The following is a 24738-nucleotide window of genomic DNA, read 5'->3' as shown; positions in this document are numbered from 1 at the left end:
ATAGAAAGTTCAAAACGCGAAAGCAAGAAACAGGGGGCCACGTGCCAACAGCCACAGGAGTCCTGCGCTTAAGACAATGACATAGCTGGTACGATCACGGAGTGCGAAGACGAGTGGATCGGTCGTCATGCGACCACGATAGGCCATCAGCCATAGGCGGCTTGTCCAGTAAAGAAGAATGGGACACAGCGTCCACAGTGCTTCCGGGTAACGCAACTGAACTACCACACGATTATCATTCAGATACAAGGCCATCACCAGCACCGAAAGGTAGCTGCTTGCGACACCGAATCCCAGGAGCAGAGGCAGGTCAGCGACCATATAACCGCGACGCTTATTCTTCTTTTCATGATTCTGTTCCATCAGGATTAATTCCGAGCAACGTTTGAGTGTCGCAAGGGACAGAAAGAAGAACAGGGCGAACGTCATGAACCATTCCGTGATGATCGTTTCCGTTGCCACACCACCGGCCAGAACCCGCCAGGTATAGAGCAGAGCGAGGACGATAATATCGGCAATCGCGAGCTGCTTGAGTTTCAATGAATAAAGACATGTCATCGCGAAATAGCCCAGCACAACCATAAAGTAATTGAAGGAAATATAGAGACCAATCCCCAGCCCGCCGAGCAAGAGCAACGGCGCGAGGCTCCAGCCTGTGATAATGGAAAGAGTCCCAGCGGCAAAAGGCCGTTTGCGGTTATCCGGATGACGGCGATCCGCTTCGATATCCAAAAGATCGTTCAGGATATAAACCGACGAAGCGATCGCGGAAAAAGATGCAAACGCCAGCAGACAATGCAGCCAGCTCCGCAGCTCAAAATAATGATGCGACAGCAGCGTGGGCAAAAAGATGAGCATGTTTTTTGACCACTGATGCACACGCAGAGCTTTCAGATAAACCTTCAGGCGCGGCGGGCCGAAGCGGAATTCCCGCGAGACCGGAATCAGGCCTTTCACCTCACGGGAGAAGGCTTCGCTGTCACTCACGAGCCAGGCCGCTGACGCCTGGCGCCAGACCGCTTTATCCACCCGACTATTACCGGCATAGTCAAAACCCTTGGTTCCAAAGAGTTCGACCATGCGCTGAGCTTTGGCCGAACCGGTAAGATTTACCGTATCGGTCGAGCCATAGGTTTCCGCAAAGAGACCCAGATGATCCGCCACCTTCTGAGCAAAGTCCTGATGCGCGCCGGTGGCCAGGATCAAACGCCGACCGCGTTTCTGTTCGATGCGCAACGCTTCGAGGATATCCGGATTGTAGGGCAGCCGGGTCACGTCGCTGTCATTGCGTGCATAGACCCGCTGCTTGAAGTAAGGCAGGCCTTTCGCAAGCCAGAGAGGCAGGCGGAAGAGATCGGAAAATTTGCGCCGCACGACCGCGCACATGGATTCCAGCAGGGAATCCGATTGCAAAAGGGTACCGTCCAGGTCCACCACCAGCGGCCTTTTCTCTTCCTTGATGACAGGCTGGGGGTGTGGATGCATCATTCTTTCTTCTCAGTAAAATAGAAGAAATCCCGGTTGTCGGGATAACCTATATAGCGCGGGACATTGCCCTTGAACCTCTCATCGAGCACCTTCATACCCTTGACCAGGTGCTGCGGCGATGGGTCCTTGGCCTTGTTTGCCGAATAGAGACTCATATAAGTATGTTCCAGGGCATTCATATCGAGGTGCATCGCATAGGTGCAGCCATAGGACTGGAACACGCGAGCCATGCCGGCTGGCGTCATGCTCGAGAAATAGCCGTAAATCAGGAATCGACGGCCTTTGTATTCCGCTTCGCAAACGCCAGCGCGGAGTGAGCGGAATTTCTTATCCTGCGAACCGGACCAGTTGCCGAGGGTCCAGTTGCTCACCCAACGCCCGGGCACGGCCTGTTGCGTGAGTTCATTCCAATCGATGATGGGCACACCGTTCTGTCGAACGTGTTTCATGTTGCCCATGTTCAATGTATCCTGATCGGTCCAGGTCTTCATATCCACGCGACCATCCTTATAGACGATCAGCGAGGCAAGATCAGGAACGATGCTGCTCAGAACCGTGCCGTTTTCCATGAAACCATAATGCGAACCGTAATTTTTGCGCGCGAGTTCGCCCCAGCGGAAAGCGCCATGATCGCGTTTGAATCCACCTGTGAAGATACCCACCACACGGTCGGAGAGGTAAGGCGGAATAAGCCCCGTGGGAGTGAGAGGATTCAAATTATCAAAGCCATCCGGTCCTTTGGAGAGGGGATTGCGGACATCGGGAAGCACGCGATCGGACCAGCCCACGGCGGGATGATCCGTGCCCATGGCAAAGCTCACATCGAACATGGTCGTATCAAAGGCGGCCAGGATTGAGACCGCATCCATTTCCACATTATCGAGTTCGCGCACATAATCACGATGACTTTTCAGGATGCTCTCGTCGATGGCCTTGGGAACGATCACACTGACGAAGACGCCTTCCTGCCGTTTGGTGCGATACCAGCGGCCGACCTCCAGATTTTCTTCCGCCGCGCCCATCACGCTGATGCCCAGTTCCTTGACCGGCAGGAGCTCGCCCTTCATCTTGCTCGACACCTTGGCATTGGCCGGCGCGTTGGGCAATTCACTGCTCGCCGGTTTGCCGACGGGACCGACCGGATCCGACTTCAGAAGGAAATTATCCTTATAAACGGTTTCCTTCACGATATTGGTGATGGTTTCGCCGCCCCAGATATTGGCTCGCAAAAATTCCACCACCCATTCCTTGGTGGTACGATAGCCTTCGATGGTGTTACGCACAAAGAGGGCTTTCTGACAAATCGGAGCATAAGGGGCATTGGCCGCGCGGGCGTCGCGCAGAGGATGGCCGCTGCCTTTGGTCCAGAGTTCACAGACCCTGTCCCCGCCTTTGCCATCACGCAGCCAAAGGCCGGTCGGCTGCTGCGGATTCAGTTCGACCCAGATGGCGCGAGGCTCGGCGTTATCGATGTGATACCATTCAATTTTTTGGGGACTCCACTGCAGTTTGAGCAGATACCAGACATTGACCTCAGGCGCGAGGTTGATGAGCGTCACTTCCGTGGGCTGGCCGGCTTCGGTCAGGCTGAGTTTCGTTTCCCGACGGTCACGCTGCAGTTCGACCACGGTGCGATCCAGCGGCGCTTTGCTTTCCGCACTGGGTATGGGCTTCGCAGACAGACTGGTGATCCCTTCGAGGCTCTTGGAAAATTCTTCCAAAAGGCAAAAGATATCGCCGATGTCGCGACAGATCATCTCTTCGGTCTCAACCTCCTGGGCATAGCCCGGGGTCGCTGTCCAAAGCAGCGTGACGATCAGTCCTGCCTGCAAAATATTGCGCATGTGTTCCAGCCGCTTGAGGGGATGCCTGGTAAACCGCTCCGGACCTCTTATCGTGCCATGATTCAGGAGCCTTAAGTATTTCCGCCTTCGTCCGCGGCGTCGCTTCGTAATAAAGCTGGATCACTGAGGATTTTTTCATGTTCCTGCCGTAAAATGGAAAGATGATGAGGACTCGCTCGAATTTCTCAGGAGCGTCTGCATGATTGCGCGTTGCACTCGATTGATTTTGCCCTTATTCCTGCTGACGCTTTGCACGGGATGCCTGACCCCATCGGCTCCGCTGGTCCCTGGTTCCATACCTGAACGTCAGGCGGATGCCGCGGATGGGGTGGCCTTTGCGAAGATGATCCGTGGCGCGGATGAAGGGAGCCGCGAGCGTTCCATTCTGCGTGAGCTGCGACGCGGGAATCTGCCCGATTTTCTTCGCGAACTGGTCCAAATTCAATACAACGCCAAGACCCGTTCGGGTCGGACGGTCACAGTCACCCTTTGGGTGATGAAAGATTACCTTGCGGTCGGCGATGATGATGAATTCGTTCGGGTACCCATGAGCCCTGTGACCGCCCAGCAGGTGGCGGATGCCTTCGGCTTCTCCCTGCCGACGGCTCGCCTTGTCGATGAGATCTATCGTGCCGCCCGGCTGAGGCTTCCCCCCAATCCCTTCAAACCGAGTGATGCCATGGTCACGGTGGACGAATTCGTACGCCACGACCGGGTCATTCGCCAGCAGCTCGACCAGGACCAACCGGACGAGCTGATCGCGGGTCACAAGAAGGATGTGGTGCTCTCGAATCAATTGAACGATCGCCCTAAAAAAGTGGCCATCTATGGCTGGCATCGAGCGAATGGCTCGCCGATTCAGCCTTTGAGTACCGTTCACGGCAACTGGTATGCGGACTACAGCCATGGCATTCGCTTGATCAGCAATATGGTTCTGATTGGCAATCGTCCTCTGCCGCTGGCGGAGGTGATGCAGGATCCGGAACTTGCGCCGCTGGTCAGCTACGAAGGGACTCTGAGCCATGTCCGTTACCGCACCGAGGGCGCGATTACCCGCAAGAATTGGTGGCCACGCTCATGAGGGCCGTATTGGGAAAGAGACAAGGCGGGAGGGAGACGAGCAGCGGAGTTGGCCCCAGGCCAATGAGCAGCGCAGGCGACCGAGCAACGCAGTATCTTTCCCAATACGGCCCTCATGAGTGTCAAGGTTTTTGACAGCTGTCGCCCGGCTCCGCCCGAAACGGGCGTTTTCCTCTTTCATTCTCAAGGCATTCTCCTTGCTCCTCCTAACGCACCCGCGCTGGCTGCGGGTTCTCTTGCGTTGAGGTGGTTCCATGCTGCGTTCTCTTCTTCTCCTGCTGTGCTGCTTCTGGAGTCTGTCTGTGTTCGCTCAGGAGGTCTGGCTGCCCCAGGCCGGTCAGACCCTGGATATCTGGAATCGTGATCTCACTCAAAAAACGGGGCAGACACTGGCTGACGTTCAGAAGGATCCCCAGCTTTACACGCTGCGCTCGGACAACCTGCCTCTTATGCATTTTCTGCTCGATGAGAAACGTTTCACTGTCCCTGGTGTGGCCTCCACCGGTCCGGCCGAAAAGTTCGATGAACCCGGCGTCCGGCGCTATGTTTATCGGGGCTCGCACCACAGCGGCGCGATGGAGAAGAGCGCACGGATTGAACTGGTGCGACTGGACGATGGCCGCTGTCAGTTGAGCTGGAAATTATCGGTGATCAATCGTGGTGAGCGGGTGCGCCAGCAGGAGGGCGGCATCGGCTATGTTTGCCAGGACCTGCCGAAAACAAAAGAGCATCGCCGGGAAGCGATGCGTCTTTTGCCAGTCGTGAAACGTTGAGTCTTATTCCACTGTATCGACAGCGTCCGGCAGCTCCGGTTTGGTCAAAGCCTTCAGAGCGGTCGGTGTATAAACGGTGATGTCCGCCAGGGCCTCGACCAGAGGTGTATAGGCACTGTCGGTTGGTTTCTGAAAGCTCTCATTGCCCACATAACCGTCCGCATTCAAGTAGATGGGGTTGGCCCACTTATTGGCCTGACCGGCGATCAAGCAGATATTCTGGTTGCCAGGGTTATTGGTACAGAAGGTGGTCAGACCTGCGAGAACATCCGCATCGGTGACGGCGGTATTGGTCTTACAGATATCGGCCGGCAGGTCTGTGGAAATGACTTGACCGGAGGTCGCACAGTTAAAGGTGGATGAGGCTGTCCGCAGCAGACCGATAGCAAAATTTTTCACTATCGAGTCCACACCATAGTTTGTGAAGTAGCTGCTGGAGTCCTCATAGCCTGTCGCGGAAACCGCCGCAAATTTTTCCACACCGAGGTTGGCTTCACGATCCGCCGCCAGGGTATAGACGTAGGCGAATTCCTCTTTGGTCTGGAATGGAGCGAACGTACCTTTGTCGGCGGCAAGTTCCGGACGAATGGCGGTGCCCGAGCCGGTGATGAGGCCATCCGTATCGGTGACCGTCAGACCCAGCGACGTTGGCATTTCATCCGAAGACGCGGTGAAATAGAGCTGCAGATCCATCGTCTTCTTTTCTTCTGTGGCTTCGAAAGTCGTGACGATGACATCAGGACCTTCGCTCGACCCATCAAAGGTCGGGAAGAAGGTAAAGGTCCCTTTCCCTTCCGTTTCACTGATCTTGCTGAGCTGCATCTGCATGGCAGAAACATAAGCGTCATCACCAGTGGCCCAATAGAGTTCAAGGCCCATCTCGTAGTCCGAACCTTCAGGATTCGCCCAGTATTTGACATGCGAAGGGCTATCGCCACCACTTTCGGACGGTATTTCAAAGATGGTGGGCGTCTCGGAAATCTGTCCGGCGATGATGCCGCGATACTCGTCGCAATCGGCCACATCGTTGCTGGTGTCTTCGTCACGACATACGGGTTTACCGAAGATATGCTCGATGACATTCTTGGTCAGCGTGGTCATCTCTCCTGCAATGCCGGTAAAGGTCACCGGAATGAGAAAGAACGATTGAATGCCATCATCACTCTCGGCCAGGCGCAAACTGCTGTCAGCTGGTGCGATGGCTGAAGGCAGATCGATAATAATGGTGCCGACGTCGGGGATGCTGCCTTTAACATCACCATCCAGATTGCTGGTGGCGTCATCATCTGTACTTTTTCCACAGTGTGTAAGCAGCAAGGCAGCCAAGGGCAGTGCGATCAAATTCTTCATAGAAACCCCTCCTCCGAAAACGGGGGTGAATACCTGTCTCCCGAATCGGTCAGGAAGGTTGCAACTTAAGGTGAAGTCGCCCATACCTTTGGTAAAGGTTGGAACATGCGTAAAAGTCTGTCATGGAAGAGAAATGGCCGCATCCGAACAGACTGCGGCCATTGAAAGCAGGTTTTTTTCAGAGATTCAGGGGGCTGCGGCGGCTTGATCCGGCACATAGAGGATCAGCTCTTTCGGGAAAATTACGGAGCCGTCGCCCAGGCGATTCAAATGCGCGATCTCCATCCAGCGACCTGAGGTACCATAGATCTTCATGGAAATCGTGCTCAGCGTATCACCGGGCTGCACGATATAACTGCCCATATTTTCGCGATTCGCAATTTTCCCCGCCCCACGCCCGGAGCGCGCGGACAGACTCATCATCCCGCCGGTAACGGCTGCAGGTGCGTTAACATCCACGGCCTTGGCCTGTTTCATCATGGCCTGAAGCCCGATCTTGCCAAGGAAGACGGGCTTGCGCCGCGTGGTGCTACCGGTCTTCATGTCGCTTTTCATCGCGGTGACCACCTTCGCCTGAGCCCCTCCGTTCGCCGGCGCAAAGTAGGCCCGTTCATCCGGAGCCTTGGGCACCAGGATCTGCGCATGGGCTGCCTTCAGATCATCCAGAAGGATGCCGTCGCTCTCGGCGATCATGATGGCCTCATCATTTTTTCCACGCTCGGCGAGCTTCATGTCATCGCCCTTATCCAGGCGTGCTTCCTCTGCAGCCCGGCGGGGCGAAGGGAGAAGTCCTTCTGTATCATCTTCTCTGTAAACGGAGCGTTGATTAATGGCATCATCATCAAAACCACCCGACGTGCGGCAGGCATGAAGGCTGAGATAGCAGCTTGAAACCAACGCGAGTTTCACGAAATTTTGGTATTTCGTTGGCGTCATGTTCTTTTCTCCCTATTTTCTTACATTCTAGCACGCATTGTGAACTTTTTCAGCAAGTCACAAAGCAGCAAGGGCAGGAGGCAGACCTATTTCGCAAAGATTTTCCTCGGCTTATCTGTATGAAAATGCAGGCGCGGAGCAACAGTGATTTTCAGAAAATAAATCACAGCTCACACAAGTGTTGGCAGTCTTTACCCGATTCCCAAATGGAGTGAAGGGCAACGTTGCCAACCGATAACTTCTGTAGGGATGGAGGAAAGGCCCATGATAAAGTACCAAAAAAAAGAAATTGTGGCAGGAATCATCCTGCTCTTTTCCGCAGCTCAGGAAAAAGCTTTGGCTCGTGAAGGATTGGTCTATGGAGATGATGACCTTTCTGAAGAAAGTGCAGCATCAGTCCTGGATCAGGGAGGTCCTAATATCCTGGAAATGATGCTCCAGGATAATGAACAGGTAACCCCGCCCACACCCGTGAACGGCGGTTATTTAACAGGATTGGTGGTGCAGCAGAAGATTCAAGCCAACTGGCTGAAAAGTGAAGTCGGTCTGCAAATTATTCTCGATGGGGAAAAACTCGATCCCCGCCGCTTCCAGGTGGAATGGAGGATAGTTTCCAACCAAGGCCCGGCCGTCAAGGCCGCTCTGATCGATGCGAATGACTTCGATTTTGGTCAGAGAATTCAGATCGAAACGCCGTTGAACATGCTCTACGGCCCAAGACTCGCGAACATTGAAATCGAAGCTCGCATCGTGGATCGCGAGCAACCGGACCGAGCCCCACTGGTGGTGGTGCAAACCTTGAGCGAAATGATCGCCAATGGTCGGGACGGTCTCTAAACTTAGATGAATCAGTGGTCCACACAACCAGGCTCGGGTCCCGAGCCTGGTTCTTGCATTGGATCGGCTTTGTTTCCCACGCTTATGTCGCTTTCGCTCCTGCTTTCCTACCATCGGGTGCGATCCTTCCGCATGTTTTTTCTGCACGTAAGCTCCTTCAGTCTGGCCCCTCTCTTGCATCAGTCATTTTCAGCAAGGACGTGGAGTGAGGAGGAGGAAGCATGAAAGCTGAAGATATCATGACCCGGCATGTCGTGGATGTGATGGAATTTGATGATATCTACCAGGCCTTTAGTAAATTGCGGCAGTATCACATCCATCAGCTGGTGGTAGTGAATGTGGATTCGCAGCTCTGTGGCATGGTTTCGGATCGTGACGTTCTGCGTGCGTGGGCGGAAGTTTCCAACTCCGATCGGGACTTCCCGAGAATCGCCAGCATCATGCAGCGTGACGTCATCACCTGCGGTCCGGAGGACCCCATCACCCGTATTACGGAAGTCATGCTCGATCATCACGTGCATGCCATGCCTGTGACCGATGCGAAACGACGCCCGATCGGCATCATTTCCACCACGGATCTTTTGCGTTTCGGATTCAAGCACCTCGGTTTCACCCGTTCCCCTGGGCTCCCGGCGACGATCTAAGCCGGCGGCCCTGGGCCGTTCTGTTCGCTGAATCCCACCCGAGTGCCGCGTTGCAAGTCCCCCGGCATGCCTGTATAAGAGAGGCAAAATTCACTGGCATCAGGGGCTTTGCTGACTATGTTTACACGGGATTCTATGACGGGGAAGCATGCACTCGTATGCGGAGCTTCCAAAGGAATTGGACAGGCCTGCGCTCTCGAACTCGCCCGCGCAGGCGCTCGGGTCACAGTGCTGGCGCGCAGCGAGGCGAACCTCGAAGCCTCCATGAAAAGCCTGGAGGCTCTGGGTCAGGGCCATCGACCTGTCGTCTGTGACGTAAGCGATTTGAATCAGGTGCGAGCGGCCATTCCCCAAATAGGTCCGGACGTCGATATCCTCGTTTGCAATAGCGGCGGACCCAGTCCGGGCCCGCTTCTGCAGGCGGAAACCAGCGCCCTGGAGCAGGCCTTCAGCCAGCATGTCCTGGCGAATCTTCTGCTGGTGCAGGCCTTCGTGCCTCACATGCAGGCGCAGAGGTTCGGCCGCATCATCAATATCATTTCCACGTCCGTGAAAATTCCGCTGCCCGGCCTCGGCGTTTCCAACACCGTGCGCGGGGCTGTGGCCAGCTGGGCCAAGACCCTGGCCAACGAACTGGGACCGCACGGCATCACGGTAAATAACGTTCTGCCCGGCTACACCCGCACGCAAAGGCTGGAGCAGATTCTGACGAACACCATGCAGAAAACCGGGAAAACCCGCGAAGACGTCGAGCAGGGGTTTTTGAAGGATGTTCCGGCCGGACGCTTTGCCGAAGCCCAGGAAATCGCCTATGCCTGTGCATTTCTTGCGTCGCAGCACGCCGCCTATATTAATGGCGTCAACCTGCCGGTTGATGGCGGGAGGACGGGTTGCCTATGAAGGAAGGAGGGTTGCCTATGAAGGAAGGACAGGTTGCTCATGAAATTTGATATCTTTTTTTCCATCTGCCAGACGGAAATCGACGGCTATATGCCAACCGAAAGGGTCATGTTCCAGCAGTTTTTTGACCAGCTGAAGCTGGCGGATGAGCTGGGTTTTGAAACCGCCTGGGTCGCGGAAACGCATCTGTCCTGCGAAACTCAGAAATGCAATGCGGATGCTGTGATTCCGCATTTCAAAGGCGAAATCGGCCTCAACACCGATATTCTGCAGCTGGCGCACAAGGCCTTCAGCCAGACCCAGCGCATCAACATAGGTTCCGCGATTCGCAACATCCTCTGCAATGGTGGACCGTTGGCTCATGCCGAAGCCCTGAAAACCTTTTTCACCCTGCACACGCTGGATCCCAACGAAAAGCGCAAATTGTTTTTGGGTTTTGCCGCCGGCCGCTTCCCCTTTTCCAACAAGCCCTATGGCATCAGGCCACGCAACGAGCTGGAGGAGGCCGGCTGGTCCGTGATCAAAGGCCTGATCTTCAACCAGGCCACGGAAATTTTTCTGCGCAGTTTGAAAAACGAGATCTTCAGCAGCGAGGACCTGGCGCCCCAGATTCTGCCACGCCAAAGCCTTAAGGATCAGGGCGTGCTCAAGCTTGTGAATTATCCGGTCACTGATGAGGGTGTGATCATCCCACCCTTCTGGCAGTTTGATAAGGTCGGTGTGATTCCTTTCGAAGCTCCGCTGGATCTTCTGCAGCTGGTGGTCGGATCGCATGATCCCGAGGTGCAGATTCTGGCCAATCGCTATTTCCCCAGCTGGGTCTTCAATCTGTCGATCACCCCGACCACCACCATCGAAGCCACTCATCAGCGCCTGGCCCAGCATTATCATCCGGCCGGCGGACCCTGGCGAAGATCCTATATGCCGCGCACCTCGCTCATCTTCCTGAACGGCGACGCGCACCTGACGCCCGAGCAGCAAAGAACCCGCGCACGTGAAGCCGCGCAGAATGCCCTGGAAAATTACTGGCGGGCGATGGAAGGCACGCTGGATCCGCGCAAGGTGGCTGAGGCCGTTGAAAATGCGGTTTATGGCAATCCTCGGGATGTGGCCGCGCAGCTCCAGGCGAAGTATCATCCCGAGGATCGTCTGATGCTCTGGTTCGACTTTAACAATCACGACAATGCGGCGATCAAGGCCAGCATGGAAGCCTTTTGGCATCAGACCCGGCCGCTGCTGATGAAGGATGGAAAATGATCGACAACACCTGGGTTCCCCTGGTCGACTATCGGCGCCATGGTGTGCCCGAGGTCACCGTGCATGGAGCCGTGGCCTGGTTCAAAGGCAAGAAACCCTATCATTCCTATGGTGGCAACGTCCTCTGCTATGGCCGCTCGATGATGAAGCCGGTCCAGATCAAGGTGATAGCCAAGGAACTGGATCCCCATCTGAGCTGGGAATCCAAGGCGGTTTCAATCGCCTCGCACAACGCGGAACCGATCCATATCGAAGCGGTGCGGGATATTCTCAAGCCTTCCGAATATGGCCTTCTGCAAACGCCGCATGCGCTGCCGCTCATGCAGTTCGGCAAGCAGCTGCGACGGCCACGCCGCTGGTATCACAGCTGCTCGGGAAAACATGCGGCCATCCTCCGCGCCTGCGCGTTGAATCACTGGGCGCGGATTGGTTACACGCTGCCGCAACATCCCTTTCATCAGGTTTATGTGGCCAAGGTTCGCGAGATTTTGGGTGCGGATCTGCAGTCCTCGGTCCTGGCCAAGGACGGCTGTGGTCTGCCCACGCTGGCGATGACCGTCAATGAACTCGCCGCGCTCTTCGCGGATCTGGCCGTGCGCAAGGATGAGGACTGGATCTGGGAAGCGATGATCCGGCACCCGGATCACATAGGTGGGTTCAATCGACTCGATTCCACCATTCTGAAATCCTGTGGTGGCCGCGTGATTGCCAAGGAAGGGGCCGATGGCCTTCTGGGGCTGAGCATTCTGCATCCCGACTATCCGGATGGCCTGGGTGTGGTGATCAAGATTTCCCACGGCTGGGATCCTCGGGCCACCTGGTATGTGGCGCGCTGGGTCCTTGGGGTTCTGGGTTTTGAACTGCGCAACCCCTACCCTCTGGAGCGGCAAAAGGCCTTTATCGTGGAGGATATCATTCCTCCCGATCTGCGCCGGAACATGTCCGAAGTCAAACCCTGGGATGACTGGGATCCCGATCAGGATCGCTGGTATTACAACCCGGATTCCTATGTGAAAGGCTGGCAGGATGGATCGGATTCTCAATTACGTTGATGGGGCTTTTGTTGCGCCGGTGGACGGGGGCTATCTGGATAACTATCAGCCGCGCGATGGAACGGTTTATGGTCATCTGCCGGATTCCACTGCTGCCGATGTCGAACGCGCCGTGGCCGCGGCGAAGGCGGCCTTTCCCGCCTGGCAGAAGCTCAAGAGAGCGGAGCGGGCGCAGTATCTTTATCGCATCGCTGATGCGATTGAAAAAAAACTGGATCTTTTCGCCGTCGCGGAAAGTCGGGATCAGGGCAAACCCGTTCACCTGGCCCGCAGCATGGATATTCCGCGGGCGATCGAAAACTTTCGCTTCTTTGCCGGTGCGATTTTGCATCAGCAGGAAAAGGCTTTTCAAACCAGTCCCGAGGTCCTGAATTACACGCGGCGGGAGCCGATGGGTGTGGCCGGATTGATTTCACCCTGGAATCTGCCGCTCTATCTTTTGACCTGGAAAATTGCGCCGGCCCTCGCCGCGGGCAATACCGCTGTCGCCAAGCCTTCGGAATTGACGCCGGCGACCGCCTTTCTCCTGGCCCAGGTCCTGGATGAAGTGGGTCTGCCCAAGGGGGTGTGCAATCTCGTTTTCGGTCTGGGAGAAAAGGCCGGTGATGCGCTGGTGGCTCATCCCGATGTGCCTTTGATTTCCTTTACAGGGGGCACGGAAACCGCGGCCATCATCGGCCAACGGGCGGCGCCTCTGTACAAGAAAACCAGCTTCGAACTCGGCGGTAAAAATCCGGCGCTAATCTTTGCGGATTGTGATCTCGAAAGCACATTGAATACCACCGTGCGTTCGTCATTTTTGAATCAGGGTGAAATCTGTCTCTGCACGTCACGGCTCTTTGTGCAGGAAAGCCTTTTGCCCAAATTCACCGAACTCTTCGTCGAGCGCGTGCGGCAGCTCAAGGTCGGCGACCCGGAATCGCCGGACAGCTTTATGGGGCCTTTGGTCAGTGCGGAACACCTGGACAAGGTCCAGGGTTTCGTGGAGCGCTCGCGGGCTCAGGGCCACAAGGTTCTCTGTGGCGGGGAACGCGTGGCGCCCCAGGCGAGTCTTCTGAAAGGCTATTATTTTGCACCCACCGTGATCAGCACGACGGATGCGAACGCTGAAATCATGCAGCAGGAAGTCTTCGGTCCGGTGGTCACCCTCACGCCTTTCAAGGATTATGCGGATGCCGTGGCCAAGGCCAATGCCACCCGCTATGGGCTGGCTGCCACCATCTGGACGCAAAATCTGGATACCGCGCACCATGCCGCCGCCGATATCAAAGCCGGTCAGATCTGGGTCAACACCTGGATGCTGCGCGATCTGCGCGTGCCTTTCGGAGGCATGAAAGATTCCGGCGTGGGCCGCGAAGGCGGGGACTACAGCCTGGAATTTTATACGGAAGAAAAAAATGTCTGTCTGCAGCTGGGAAGGAATCGCCTATGAAAGGAAAGGTCGTGGCCGGAGTGCTGGCCCCCCATCCTCCGCATCTTGTTTATGCTGAAAATCCTCCGCAAAACGAACCCCGCGCGGAATGCGGCTGGGAGGTTCTGCGCTGGGCCTATGAACGCTGCCGGGCCAATATCAAGGCGCTGAAACCGGATGCCCTGATCGTGCATTCCCCGCACTGGCCAACCGTGGTGGGCCATCATTTTCTGGGACTGCCGCATTTCAAAGGACTGTCGGTCGATCCGATTTTTCCGCATCTCTTCCGTTATCACTATGATGTGAATGTGGATGTGGATTTGTCCCTGGCGATCAAAGGTCAGTGCGAACAGGCCGGCATGAGCACCACGCTCGTGACCAACCCTGACTTCCGCCTGGACTATGGCAGCATCATCAGTCTGCACCTTATCAATCCCGACTGGGACATTCCGGTGGTCTTTATTTCCTCGAACCAGGCGGCCTTTTATTTCTCCAATGAAATCGGCAACCAGGTGGCCGCTGACGTCGGTCATGCCACGCGGCGCGCGGTGGAGGCTTCCGGCAAACGCTGCGTGCTGCTCGCCTCCAACTCCCTTTCCCATCGGCACTTTGTGCATGAGCCCGATATTCCCGAGGACATGAGCTTTGAACGCATCCACCATCATGGACAGTATCTGTGGGATATGAAGATCCTGGAAATGATGCGGCGCGGTCAATGTCGTGAGCTGCTCGACATCATGCCCGAATTCAATGAGATGGCCACGGCGGAAACCAAGGCCGGGGCCTTGACCTGGATGCTGGAGGCCCTTCAGGTGCCGACCTATCCGGCCATCGTTCACGGCTATGGAACCGTGATCGGCACCGGCAATGCTGTTGTGGAATGGAATCCCAGTTTGTCCCAAGGAGCATAATCGTGGAAGGTTCTTTGATCAACAAGGCCTACATTGTATCCGGCATGCCTCATGTTCTGCTCGCTCCGGACAAGTCCCCGGCCTGGAGCCGTTTGCGTCAGGCCTGGCAAGCCCTGGCGGAGGATATTCAGCAGGAAGAGGCTGATCTCATTCTTTACTATTCGACCCAGTGGCTCTCCATTCTGGGTTATATGTTTCAGGCGGATCCGCGTCCCGAATGGGTGCATGTGGATCAGAACTGGCATGAACTGGGTTCGATTCCTTATCAGTTTCAGATCGACACCGACTTCGCCAGCGCCTATGCCGCCGAAGTCGATCAGCTCGGTTACAAGACGCGCCTGATCAACTACCGCGGCTTTCCCATCGACACGGGCACCATCGTCGCGCAGAAACTTCTGAATTCTGACAATCGTCTGCCAGCGGCCATTGTTTCCTGCAATATGTACAGCGAGAAGGAGGAAACCACGCACGTGGGTCAGGCGGCGGCGCGGGCTCTGCAAAAATCGGGGAAAAAGGCGGTCGCGGTTCTGGTTTCGAATCTGTCGAATCGCTTTCACATCGAAAAGATCAATCCCCAGGAGGACCGCGTCTCATCCCGCAAGGATGATGAGTGGAACCGCAAGATCCTCGATATGCTGGCCGCGGGTGACGTCGAGGATGTGGCGCAAACGGTGCGGGAGTTCGCCCGGCAGGCCAATGGCGATCAGCATTTCAAAGGGATGTGGTGGCTCAACGGCCTGCTCGGTCAGACCAATCATTTCGAAGGCTGCATCTACGGTTATGAACCGGTCTGGGGCACTGGCGCCGCGCTGGTCGGTTTGAAACCGACCGAGCCCGTGCAGGCGAAACCTTTCGAAAGCACACTCGGCTCCGAGGAGGGCAGCCAGGCGGAACTCGTGGAGGAGCTGACGGATTTTGAACGGCTCACCATGCCGGTGACGCGTGCGAAGCCGCATCATCCTGCGCCGGCCCCTGCTCCCACGCCAACTCCCGGATCAACCATCCCGGCACGTGACTTTGCGCCAACTCCCGGTTCGACCGTCCCGGCGCGTGACTTCCCGCCATCTCCCGGTTCGACCATCCTGGCATCTTTCCCCGATTATGAAATCGTCAGCAAAACCAGCGCGGAACCGGTGGGAACCTATCCACACGCGCGGCGTTATGGGGATCTGCTGTTCCTCTCGGGCATCGGGCCCCGCAAGCATGGAACGAAGGACATTCCCGGGATCGTCTTCGATGCCCAGCGCAAGGTGGTGAGTTACGACATCCGCGTGCAAACGCAGTCGGTGATCGACAACATCAAAAAAATCCTGGAGGAAGCCGGCTCATCCCTGGACAAGGTGATCGATGTGCAGGTCTTTCTCACCAACATGGCCCAGGATTTTACCGGATACAACGAAGTGTATAATGCGGCTTTCAAAAACATCCGGCCGACCCGCACCACGGTCGAAGTCGGGGCCCTCCCCACACCGATTGCGGTGGAATTCAAGGTGATCGCCCGGCCGTGAAGGAGTTGTGCTTGAAATACTTTGATATCTCGCCTCGCATTCAACCTGGGACTCCGGTTTTTCCGGGGGACCAGCCCTTTGAACGGCAGGTGACCATGGATTTCAAACAAGGGGATCATCTGGGTTTATCCTGGATGAAAACCACGCTGCATATCGGCGCTCACGTCGACGCTCCGAGCCATTATCATCGGGATGGAATGCCCATCGACCAGCGTGATCTGCAGCTTTACATGGGCGTCTGCCAGGTGATCGATGTGCAATCGGTGGGGCCGCGGCGCATCATGCCGGCGGATGTTGCGCTCGATAGCATCCGCACGCCGCGTGTGCTCTTCAAGAGCTGCTCGTTTCAACACACCGAACCCTTTCAAATGGCTTTCACATCGCTCTCACCTGAACTGATCGAGGCTCTGGCGGGCCGGGGCGTAAGGCTGGTGGGGATTGATACGCCGTCGGTGGATCCTGCCGATTCCAAGGATCTGCCTTCCCATCAGGCACTCTATCGTCATGATCTGGCTGTTCTGGAAGGAATTGATCTCGACCGTGTGCCGGCAGGCTTTTGGAAGCTCAGCGCGCTGCCTCTGGCGCTGGCCGAGGCGGATGCCTCACCCGTGCGCGCTGTGCTTTGGCCTATGAGTTTTGATTGGTGAATCTTAGGGGCAAAGGGCCGGTTCGAAGAAACAGGCTTCCTTGGCCGTGGCCTTCACACCGTGTGGGCCGTTCACCACTTTTTCTCCATAGGACGTGAGGGTTTTCCAGTCGTCGGATCGGAAAACGTCCAGATCCACTTCCTGCTCCCGGTTGCCGGAATAGGACCAGGCCAGGTGACCGATGGGATACGCGCTCTGGGCCGTTTCCTTGAGGATGGCTTCGCAGGCCACGGTCTTGTTCGTCTTCGTGGCATCATCATAGTGGGTGCAACCAAATTCACCGATCACGTAGGGAATCTTCCGGGTGCGGATCACGTTCAGTTTTTCCTGCACCAACTGCTCGCTGTTATAAATCGCATACATATGCGAGGAGAACAGGATACTGCCATCGAGTTCCATCAGCTCGGCAGCGGATTCCTCGATGCTCGAAAAATCCTGACCATAGCCGCGGGCATCCACGATCAGCACATGCGGAAGACCGGCTTTGCGCAGCTGTTTGATGGCCCCCTGGTATCCTTCCAGCCAGGCCCGGTTTTTGGTCCACCCGCCCATCCACTCGTTGGCGATATTGATGATGAGATTTTTCTTATGCTTCATGAGAACGGCCTGAATATCGGCGCGGATGAGGTAATCGATCATCAGCTGCAGAGGTTCCAGGGTATTCTGGCCTGTGGCATTCTGTAGGTTCAGAATCGCCACGAGGCGCTGGCTGGTGAGCTCGGTCAGAACACGATCCAGCTCCGCCGCAGGGCGAAAGTCCTTGGGCTGGCAGCGGCCCTCGGGATCCTGATAGTTATCCGCACACCAGACCACACGGACTGCGTTGAAGCCAGTGGCCTTGGCATGTCCGATGGCCTGGAACGACTTATCAAAGTAGTAAGCAAAGGGCATGTTGATGCCGCGCGGTATGAAAACCCTGCCGCTCGGATCCACGAGTTTTCCATTTTGAATGGTAAAGGTCTCGCTGGCGCCGAGGACCGGTTTGATCACAACGGTGGCGGCCACCGGTTCGGATGCCTTATTGCAGACGGCGACATCCACCTGATTGGGACCGGCCACAAACGTCTGGACATCATTCCGCGCCCCCTCCTTGCAGAAGGTTGTGCTGAGGATAAGGTCCGCGTCTTTGAAATAATCGAGGCTGATCCGATACGTTCCAACCGGAACCTCGACCGCAAGGTTCTGGCGGCCGCGCGGATACGTGGTCGCAGGAACTTTGTATTCACCATCCACCTGCTCCATGGCGAAGCTGTAGTTGGTGTAATCCTGGTTCTCAAGTTCGTTGATGATGACTTCGGCCAGTTTTGAGTTTTCGGATTCAACTTTGTTGCGACTGCGACAGGCGAAGGTCAGGGAGGCGGTCATCAGAATCAGAAGGAGTGGACGATGTTCAGCTTTCATTTTCAACCTCAGTTCAGTGTGCCATAGGGCAAATCGTGCCAAAAGAGTTATACGCGCCCTAGTCCGAATGGACTGGACTGAGGTTTTGCGGGGGCACGCCCGCAGATGACTTTTTTTACCGCCCATGTTAGAGAGAGGGCAGTGAATTCTGTGGAGTTTTTTCATGGCGGCTGAAACCCATCCCATTACGCTTCGTTTCAGGGGGCACACCAAGGTGGTCCCGCTGCGCCATGGCCTGGGACTTCAGGTTCTGGGGAAAGACTGCGAATGGCTGGAATTCGACTGCCGCAAAGCGGACTGCGGCATCTGCATCGTGCGGGTCAAGGAAGGCGCCGAGAACCTCTCACCGCCAACCGTGCCCGAGGCGGATTTTCTGAAAGCCATGCACGCGGCTCCGGATGAACGCCTGGCGTGTCAGTGCCGCGCCTTTGGACCGCTTACCCTGGAAATCGACGACTACACCTGAGACTTGAACTCCGGCCTTCAATTGGTTTAGCCTGAGCGCAAGCATCGGCTTCCATCAGAAGGTCAGGGTCGTCATGAAAAAGCATTTGGATCGTCGCTTCAGCTCCTTCGTCGAAATGGGCGTGACCGCCTGGGAAAACAGGGACAATCTTGGCTATGCCATGAAACTCCTCAAGGATGGCGTCTGCGACGGCTGTGCGCTGGGCACCTCGGGCGTCAAGGACTGGACCATTCCTGGCATTCATCTGTGCTGGATACGCCTCAACCTATTGCGGCTGAATACCATGCCGGCGCTGAAACTCGCCGAACTGCCATCCATCGCCACGCTGCAAAGCCGGAACGAAAAGGAGCTGCGGGCCCTTGGGCGCATTGCGGAGCCGATGATTCGCGAACCAGGCGATACCCACCTGAGGCGCCTGAGCTGGGATGAGGCGCTGCATCGCATCAGCCAAAAAATACGAGCCTCCGGTGTGGATCGCACTGGTTTTTATCTCGTGTCCCGCGGCACCGTGAATGAGACCTACTACGCCTGTCAGAAAGCGGTTCGTTTTCTGGGCAGCAACGATATCGACAATTCCGCTCGCATCTGTCACGCCCCCAGCACCGTGGCCCTGAAACAGATGATCGGATATGGGGCCACAACATTCAGTTATCAGGATATGTTGAAGAGCGACCTTTTGGTCTTCATCGGCAGCAACGCGGCCAACAATCAGCCGGTGCTGATGAAGTATCTGCATGTGGCCAAGAAAAACGGGGCGAAGATCGTCACGATCAATCCCTATCGCGAACCCGGCATGGAAAAATACTGGGTGCCGTCGGTTCCCGAATCCGCTCTGCTCGGCACGGTGATCGCGGATGCCAGCTTTGAAGTCCGCGTCGGCGGGGATGCCGCGTTCATGAATGGTGTGATCAAATATCTGATCGAAAGGGACAGCCTCGATCACGATTTTATTCGCAAGGCGGAAGGCTGGCAGGAACTGGAGGCGGCCCTGGCCGAACAGAGCTGGGAGTTCCTCGAAAAATCAGCTGGCTGTTCACGGGAGAGCATGCGGCAGTTTGCGGAAATTTATGAGAAAACAAAAAGCGCGATCTTCGTCTGGTCCATGGGCGTGACCATGCACAAGGAAGGCGTGGATAACGTGCGCAGTGTGGTGAACCTCGCCCTGGCCCGCGGCAATATTGGAAAACCGGGCAGCGGCCTGATGCCGATTCGCGGCCACTCCGGTGTGCAGGGCGGCGGTGAAATGGGGGCCACACCGAATGCCCTGCCGGGTGGCGTGAGCCTGAGCACAGAAAACCGGGAGCGTTTCGAACGCCTCTGGGGTTTTCCCGTGCCGGCCAAACCCGGGCGTTTCATTGTGGAAATGATCGATGCCGCCGCGCGTGGTGAACTGGATGTGCTTTACTGCATCGGCAGCAATCTCTTCGGTGTCCTGCCGGATCCTCATTATGTGCGAAAGGCCCTGGAGAATCTCAGCCTGCGCGTGCACCACGATATCGTTTTGAATCCGCAGATGCTCGTGCCCTCGCGGGAGGCGGTCATCATTCTGCCCGCCACCACCCGCTATGAAATGGTGGGCGGCAACACGGAAACCAGCACCGAACGCCGCGTGATTTTCAATCCGGAACTCGGCGCGCATCGCATTCCCGAAGCCCGTGATGAATGGCGCGTGCTGATCGAGGTTGCCGAACGGGTCAAACCCGATGGGGCGGATGAAATTCAATTCGACAGCACTGCGGCCATTCGTGATGAAATTGCTCGGGCGGTGCCTATCTATGAAGGCATTCAGAAGCTTCGAAGCAAGGGGGATCAGTTTCAATGGGGCGGCCCTATGCTCTGCGAAAATGGAAAATTCGCGACTCCGGATGGCAAGGCCCATTTTGTGCCAGTGAAGCCGCGGGATAATCACGTGCCCGAGGGCTGGTTTCAGCTGACCAACCGGCGCGGCAAGCAATTCAACAGCATGGCCTTCCGCGACCTTGAACCTTTGGCTGGGGCGAGGCGGCACGAAGTGATCCTCTCCGAAGTGGATATGGCAGCACTGCAACTGAAGCCGGGTGATCTAGTTCAAGTGAAATCAGCCAGCGGGATGCTGGAGGCCGCTGTGAAACCAGGGCGCGTCCGACCACAAACGGTCATCGCCCACTGGCCGGAATCCAATGTTCTGATTCAAAGAGGCAGGATTGATCCGGAATGTGGCATCCCGGCCTTCCGTGATGAGCTGGTTCAGGTCATTCCCCTGCGACCGGCGCTGACCGGCACGCAAAGCCTATGAAAACAGGGTTTTCACAGGAGATTCAAACCTGGGAAAAGGGCCAGCTCCACGCCCGCAGGGATCATTTGGCGGAAGAGGCCCCGCTTGAATTGATCATTGATCATTGCGATGGCCAGCACTGGCATCGGCAGAATATCGCCGTGACCATGCGCACGCCCGGTGAGGACCGCGCGCTGGCCTTGGGCTTTCTCTTCACGGAGACGGTGATTCAAAGTTATGCGGATGTGGAGGCGCTGGAGGAGCGTTTGGAAACGAGCCGACAGCGCGTGATCGTACGGCTCAAGGACGCTGTGCGGGTCGATGTGCAAAAACTCACGCGTCATGTCTTCACCAATTCCTCCTGTGGCGTCTGCAGCCAGGTGAGCCTGGATCAGGTGCAGAAGCATTGCCCCGTTCACCCTGAAATGCATGGGCAGGTGGATCCAGCCATCCTGCGGACTCTGCCCGATCAGATGCGGGCCGCCCAGAAGGAATTTGGTCGCACGGGTGGTCTGCATGCCAGTGGACTTTTTCAGCCGGACGGGCGGCTGCTGCTCTTAAGCGAGGATGTCGGTCGGCACAACGCTCTCGACAAGCTGATCGGTCATGCCATGCGTCAAGGACTTCTGCCTCTGCGCGACCGTATCCTTCTGCTCAGCGGTCGGGCCAGCTTTGAACTGATTCAAAAAGCGGCCCTGGCCGGCATTCCCTTTGTCGCTGCCCTCGGTGCACCGAGCAGCCTTGCGAGTGAACTCGCCCAAAGCCTGGGGATGACGCTGATCGGGTTTTTGCGGGAGTCGAGCTTCAATATTTACTGTGGGTCGCAGCGGGTTTTGTTAGGATCCTCATCAGATATCCCATAAGGAATTTCCATGTCAGCTTCAGAAATATACAGCTTCCTCGCTCAACGTCGCAGCTCCTCCGTTCTTGTGGAGCCCAGGCCCGACCGTGACACGGTGGAAAAAATCCTTCAGGTGGGCGGCACGGTGCCCGACCATGGCAGCCTGAAGCCCTATCGCTTTGTGGTGGTCGAAGGCGAAGGCCGGGAGACATTCGCGGATGCCCTGGTGAACGCCGGACTCGAAGCCAAAGGTTCCCTGGAAGAGAAAAAGCAGGCCAAACTCAAATCCAAGGCCTACGCTGCCCCCATGCAGATCGTGATCATCTTCAGCCCAAAGGAGAATGAAAAAATCCCGGAATGGGAGCAGATGGCTTCCGCCTCATGCACCGGCTATGCCATGGTCCTGGCCGCCAATGCCCTGGGTTTTGGCGCTGTGTGGAAGAGCTTTGCGTTTGACCCGGGCAGCCTCATGACGCGCACCTTTCAGCTGCAGGCTCGTGAACGCGTGCTCGGCTGGGTGAACATCGGAACGGAAAAGGAACGCGAGCGATCGTCCCGTTCGCCCTTGGATCTGAAAAAATTTGCGCTGTATGTGGATGGGAAGGAATGCGCAGACGGTTGACGTCTGCGCGACAAGAGGAAGACTACTGACACTGCCAGGCGGTGATATCTTCAAGACTCCAGGATTCCAGGGTGCCCAGGTCCGACCCCGCAAGGTCCGCGACCTGAAGCTGCCAAAGACCACTCAAAGGTTCACCCAGAATTTTGCTCAGGGATTCCTTCGGCTGGAGCGTGGTGGGATAGATGCCACGCAGATCATCCGCGCTGAGACCGCTGCGATCATGCAGAAGCACCTGCTTGCCGGTTGGACTGATCAAAGTCACCTTCAGATCGCCCCGGTAGCTGTGCTTCACCTGAACGCCCACCTTGAATTGATCGGAAACCTTCCCGCTTTCGGATACATCAAGAGTATCGACCACACCGCGCGCATCCGCATCCGGGATACCGAGTTGCGGGGTGGAACTGACCGCCACACCCTGAGGCTGACCCACGCGTAATTCCATCGGGAAGCTCACGCTTTGTTCATCATACTGAACGGTGAGCTGCAGCTTGAGGAGAGTGCCGCAGGCCGCGTTGGAATCGACCTTAAGGCGCAGGGTTGTGGCGTTCACCGCGGATTGTCCTGGTTCCAGATCCGGGTATTCACTGGTGGCCTTCACGATGGTGGCCTGCTGATCCAGACTGCTGAGCGTGCCCTGCACCTGGGTCGCCACCAGGGTTCCGGAATTCTTCACGGTGAGGCTGAGTTCAACCTCTTCCCCGGGGACGATAATGCCGTTGCCACTGGCGTCCTGACTCTCGCTCAGCGTCGCGCTCAGGACAGCATGGGGTTCTTCAATAATGTTGTGGCGCAGAAAGTTTTCCTTGAAGACCCGCGCATGCGGACCATCGGGATGGAGCTGCTGGGCCGTGAGAAGGATGGCCTGGCCCATGTCGCGCATGGTGACCTCACCACCTAAACCAAACTGGGCCTGCAGAATGATGGTATCCACGTCCTCACGCGGCACCCCCAATGCCTTCAAACTGAGAAGGGACTGGAAGAGAGGAGTCGACCAAAGCTCATCCGATTGGAAGCCATCGCCAATGGAGGTATGCGCAGGATAGCGGCGGGAGGGGTCATAGCGTGCCGCCATCGCATTCAGGATGCGTCCTGCCCAGCAGGGACTGCCTTCTCCGTGTCCATCCCAGCTATAGATTTGATTCGGGAAAAATTGAGCGCCATTGCTTGTGCTGAGGCTATAGGAAGCCGCCCAATAATCGCCGAAACCTTCACCGATGGCCCCGGTGTCTCCTCCGTTCCAGCTGGGATTGATACCAAAGTGAATCGCATGACCGTACTCATGCAGGATCACATCCGCATCCTCGTTGTCATCAACGCAACCGTGCCCAAAGGAAAGACGATTGGTGCTCGGTTGAAAATAGGAATTGTCATCCCCGTTCACGCCGTTGCTGTCGACTTCGATGGGCAGAGCCTGAATACCGCGCGATCCCACAAAACCGAGCGCCTGCATATAGCGTTGACTTTGATCGATATGATAATAGGTCATCGCATCGTTGAAGGAATTGTTGCCGCGTGCCGCAGTCCATTGACCGTTGGTGGTGGTGCTGGGGGCGGCGGTCGGTGGATCCCAGTCCAGAATTTTAACCCAGGGACCTTCCAGCCGATACGTGCTGCCATCGTAACTGATATCCTTCAATTCGCGTTGAAAATAGGCATTTTCAAAGGCGTCCGCCGGATTGTTATCCTGCAGCGCGTTATTCATCAAACTCGTCCGCGGATCGGGATCAAAAATTCTCGCCAGACCGTTGGCCGGTGCCTGAGCTGCTTCCTGGCGCAGGTTTTCCTGCGAACTCTGCCACGCGGCAAAGGCCTGACGCCGGTTCGTCAGCGGTCCCTTGGCCAGCATTCCTGGACGTGGTCCCCAGGGCTTGTGGCTGATGCGCTGATCCTCGTAGCGCAGTATCTTTCCCGACTCGGCATCGATATAGACCCGCCAGGCACCGTAAGGAGCGGTGGTGCTCAAATCCACGCGATAGACGGCCCGCAGGCTGTCACCCTCGGTGATATAGACCAGCGTTCCGGCCGGAGCCTCGAAAAGGTTTCCTCGCACGCGGAGGAAATTCCAGGCCCGATCATACGCGTGATCCAACCCAAGGCGCGGGGCATTGCGCGCCAGTGTCATGGGCCGAGGCTGGATGGTGCTGTAAACGGAATAAATGCGATTGTCGCTTCGGCTGATGCTGACGATGATTTCCGCGCCTTCAATTGGCACTCCATTCTGCGACTGCTGGAAGCGGAGGTGCCAGCCGATCAGACTTTCCTGCTGCTTCTGCAGGCTGATCCCATAAAGGTCCGGCGTCAAACCATAGTCGGCCGCCTGCGCCCTTAAATAGGACCAGGCCGCGGCCACGGGATCCCTGGAGGCAAGCGTGAAAGACGACCCTGGAAGGATTTGATACTTGACCGTCTGACGATGATCGCGATGCCATGTCGTGGGCCATTCCTGTGCGTTGGCGAGAGAGACACCCAGACTCAACCAGGCAAAGACGGCCCCTGGCGCGGAAAGCAGACCCATG

Annotated in this window: 21 protein-coding genes; 15 read left to right on the top strand and 6 right to left on the bottom strand. The window is 56.5% G+C overall.

Annotation, left to right across the window (positions count from 1 at the left end; genetic code table 11):
• Positions 1-9: 9 nt before the first annotated feature.
• Both OLTU_RS09795 and OLTU_RS09790 read right to left on the bottom strand, forming a co-directional pair.
• Positions 10-1488, bottom strand: coding sequence for a UbiA family prenyltransferase (locus tag OLTU_RS09795; RefSeq protein ID WP_141732582.1), 1479 nt, complete (start codon positions 1486-1488; stop codon positions 10-12).
• Positions 1485-3332, bottom strand: a complete 1848-nt coding sequence (locus OLTU_RS09790) for a hypothetical protein (RefSeq protein WP_141732581.1) — start codon at positions 3330-3332, stop codon at positions 1485-1487. Before OLTU_RS09790 ends, OLTU_RS09795 begins: the two co-directional genes overlap by 4 nt.
• 199 nt (positions 3333-3531) lie before the next feature.
• Between OLTU_RS09790 and OLTU_RS09785 the strand changes: the two genes are divergently transcribed.
• Positions 3532-4413: a hypothetical protein gene (locus tag OLTU_RS09785; protein WP_141732580.1), complete on the top strand. Its 882-nt coding sequence runs from the start codon at positions 3532-3534 to the stop codon at positions 4411-4413.
• Positions 4414-4666: 253 nt separating this feature from the next.
• Positions 4667-5185: a hypothetical protein gene (locus OLTU_RS09780; RefSeq protein WP_141732579.1), complete on the top strand. Its 519-nt coding sequence runs from the start codon at positions 4667-4669 to the stop codon at positions 5183-5185.
• 3 nt (positions 5186-5188) lie between these two features.
• Here the strand turns inward: OLTU_RS09780 and OLTU_RS09775 are convergent, their stop codons facing one another.
• The gene (locus OLTU_RS09775) at positions 5189-6535 is read right to left on the bottom strand and encodes a hypothetical protein (protein WP_141732578.1); all 1347 of its coding nucleotides are present in this window, start codon (positions 6533-6535) and stop codon (positions 5189-5191) included.
• Between the two features lie 186 nt (positions 6536-6721).
• On the bottom strand, positions 6722-7471 hold the full coding sequence (locus tag OLTU_RS09770; RefSeq protein ID WP_141732577.1) for a LysM peptidoglycan-binding domain-containing protein: 750 nt from the start codon (positions 7469-7471) through the stop codon (positions 6722-6724).
• Between the two features lie 264 nt (positions 7472-7735).
• Here OLTU_RS09770 and OLTU_RS09765 point away from each other — a divergent pair, with 264 nt between their 5' ends.
• The 9 genes from OLTU_RS09765 (at position 7736) to OLTU_RS09725 (ending at position 16638) form a co-directional block, all read left to right on the top strand.
• Positions 7736-8308, top strand: a complete 573-nt coding sequence (locus OLTU_RS09765; RefSeq protein WP_141732576.1) for a hypothetical protein — start codon at positions 7736-7738, stop codon at positions 8306-8308.
• A 221-nt stretch (positions 8309-8529) separates the two neighbouring features.
• The gene (locus OLTU_RS09760) at positions 8530-8952 is read left to right on the top strand and encodes a CBS domain-containing protein (RefSeq protein ID WP_141732575.1); all 423 of its coding nucleotides are present in this window, start codon (positions 8530-8532) and stop codon (positions 8950-8952) included.
• Between the two features lie 135 nt (positions 8953-9087).
• Entirely contained in the window at positions 9088-9852 is a 765-nt protein-coding gene (locus OLTU_RS09755) for an SDR family oxidoreductase (RefSeq protein WP_218109951.1), read from the top strand.
• A 39-nt stretch (positions 9853-9891) separates the two neighbouring features.
• On the top strand, positions 9892-11109 hold the full coding sequence (locus OLTU_RS09750) for an LLM class flavin-dependent oxidoreductase (RefSeq protein ID WP_141732573.1): 1218 nt from the start codon (positions 9892-9894) through the stop codon (positions 11107-11109).
• On the top strand, positions 11106-12161 hold the full coding sequence (locus OLTU_RS09745; protein WP_141732572.1) for an asparaginase: 1056 nt from the start codon (positions 11106-11108) through the stop codon (positions 12159-12161). The genes OLTU_RS09750 and OLTU_RS09745 overlap by 4 nt, the downstream gene beginning before the upstream one ends.
• Positions 12136-13593: an aldehyde dehydrogenase gene (locus OLTU_RS09740; protein ID WP_141732571.1), complete on the top strand. Its 1458-nt coding sequence runs from the start codon at positions 12136-12138 to the stop codon at positions 13591-13593. The genes OLTU_RS09745 and OLTU_RS09740 overlap by 26 nt, the downstream gene beginning before the upstream one ends.
• A complete protein-coding gene (locus tag OLTU_RS09735; RefSeq protein ID WP_141732570.1) occupies positions 13590-14483 on the top strand; it encodes a DODA-type extradiol aromatic ring-opening family dioxygenase in 894 nt (297 codons plus the stop codon). Before OLTU_RS09740 ends, OLTU_RS09735 begins: the two co-directional genes overlap by 4 nt.
• 2 nt (positions 14484-14485) lie before the next feature.
• The gene (locus OLTU_RS09730) at positions 14486-15991 is read left to right on the top strand and encodes a Rid family hydrolase (protein WP_176736482.1); all 1506 of its coding nucleotides are present in this window, start codon (positions 14486-14488) and stop codon (positions 15989-15991) included.
• Between the two features lie 11 nt (positions 15992-16002).
• Positions 16003-16638, top strand: a complete 636-nt coding sequence (locus OLTU_RS09725) for a cyclase family protein (RefSeq protein WP_176736481.1) — start codon at positions 16003-16005, stop codon at positions 16636-16638.
• Positions 16639-16641: 3 nt separating this feature from the next.
• Here the strand turns inward: OLTU_RS09725 and OLTU_RS09720 are convergent, their stop codons facing one another.
• Positions 16642-18039: a glycoside hydrolase family 5 protein gene (locus OLTU_RS09720; protein ID WP_176736480.1), complete on the bottom strand. Its 1398-nt coding sequence runs from the start codon at positions 18037-18039 to the stop codon at positions 16642-16644.
• Between the two features lie 163 nt (positions 18040-18202).
• On the opposite strand from OLTU_RS09720, the gene OLTU_RS09715 reads away from it, so the two are divergent.
• From OLTU_RS09715 to OLTU_RS09700, 4 genes are all read left to right on the top strand, one after another.
• On the top strand, positions 18203-18505 hold the full coding sequence (locus OLTU_RS09715; protein ID WP_141732566.1) for a 2Fe-2S iron-sulfur cluster-binding protein: 303 nt from the start codon (positions 18203-18205) through the stop codon (positions 18503-18505).
• Positions 18506-18578: 73 nt separating this feature from the next.
• Positions 18579-20780: an FdhF/YdeP family oxidoreductase gene (locus tag OLTU_RS09710; protein WP_141732565.1), complete on the top strand. Its 2202-nt coding sequence runs from the start codon at positions 18579-18581 to the stop codon at positions 20778-20780.
• Positions 20777-21622, top strand: coding sequence for a formate dehydrogenase accessory sulfurtransferase FdhD (gene fdhD, locus OLTU_RS09705; RefSeq protein ID WP_141732564.1), 846 nt, complete (start codon positions 20777-20779; stop codon positions 21620-21622). Before OLTU_RS09710 ends, fdhD begins: the two co-directional genes overlap by 4 nt.
• 9 nt (positions 21623-21631) lie before the next feature.
• Complete coding sequence (locus OLTU_RS09700) at positions 21632-22222, top strand: nitroreductase family protein (protein WP_141732563.1); 591 nt, start codon at positions 21632-21634, stop codon at positions 22220-22222.
• Between the two features lie 22 nt (positions 22223-22244).
• Here the strand turns inward: OLTU_RS09700 and OLTU_RS09695 are convergent, their stop codons facing one another.
• Complete coding sequence (locus OLTU_RS09695) at positions 22245-24737, bottom strand: proprotein convertase P-domain-containing protein (protein WP_141732562.1); 2493 nt, start codon at positions 24735-24737, stop codon at positions 22245-22247.
• Position 24738: the final 1 nt, after the last annotated feature.

Origin of the sequence: Oligoflexus tunisiensis, assembly GCF_001748245.1 — a bacterium.
In the GTDB taxonomy this organism is placed as follows: Bacteria; Bdellovibrionota_B; Oligoflexia; order Oligoflexales; family Oligoflexaceae; genus Oligoflexus; species Oligoflexus tunisiensis.
Note: the sequence above shows the minus strand (reverse complement) of the source record. Positions and strands in the feature narration are given on the sequence as shown.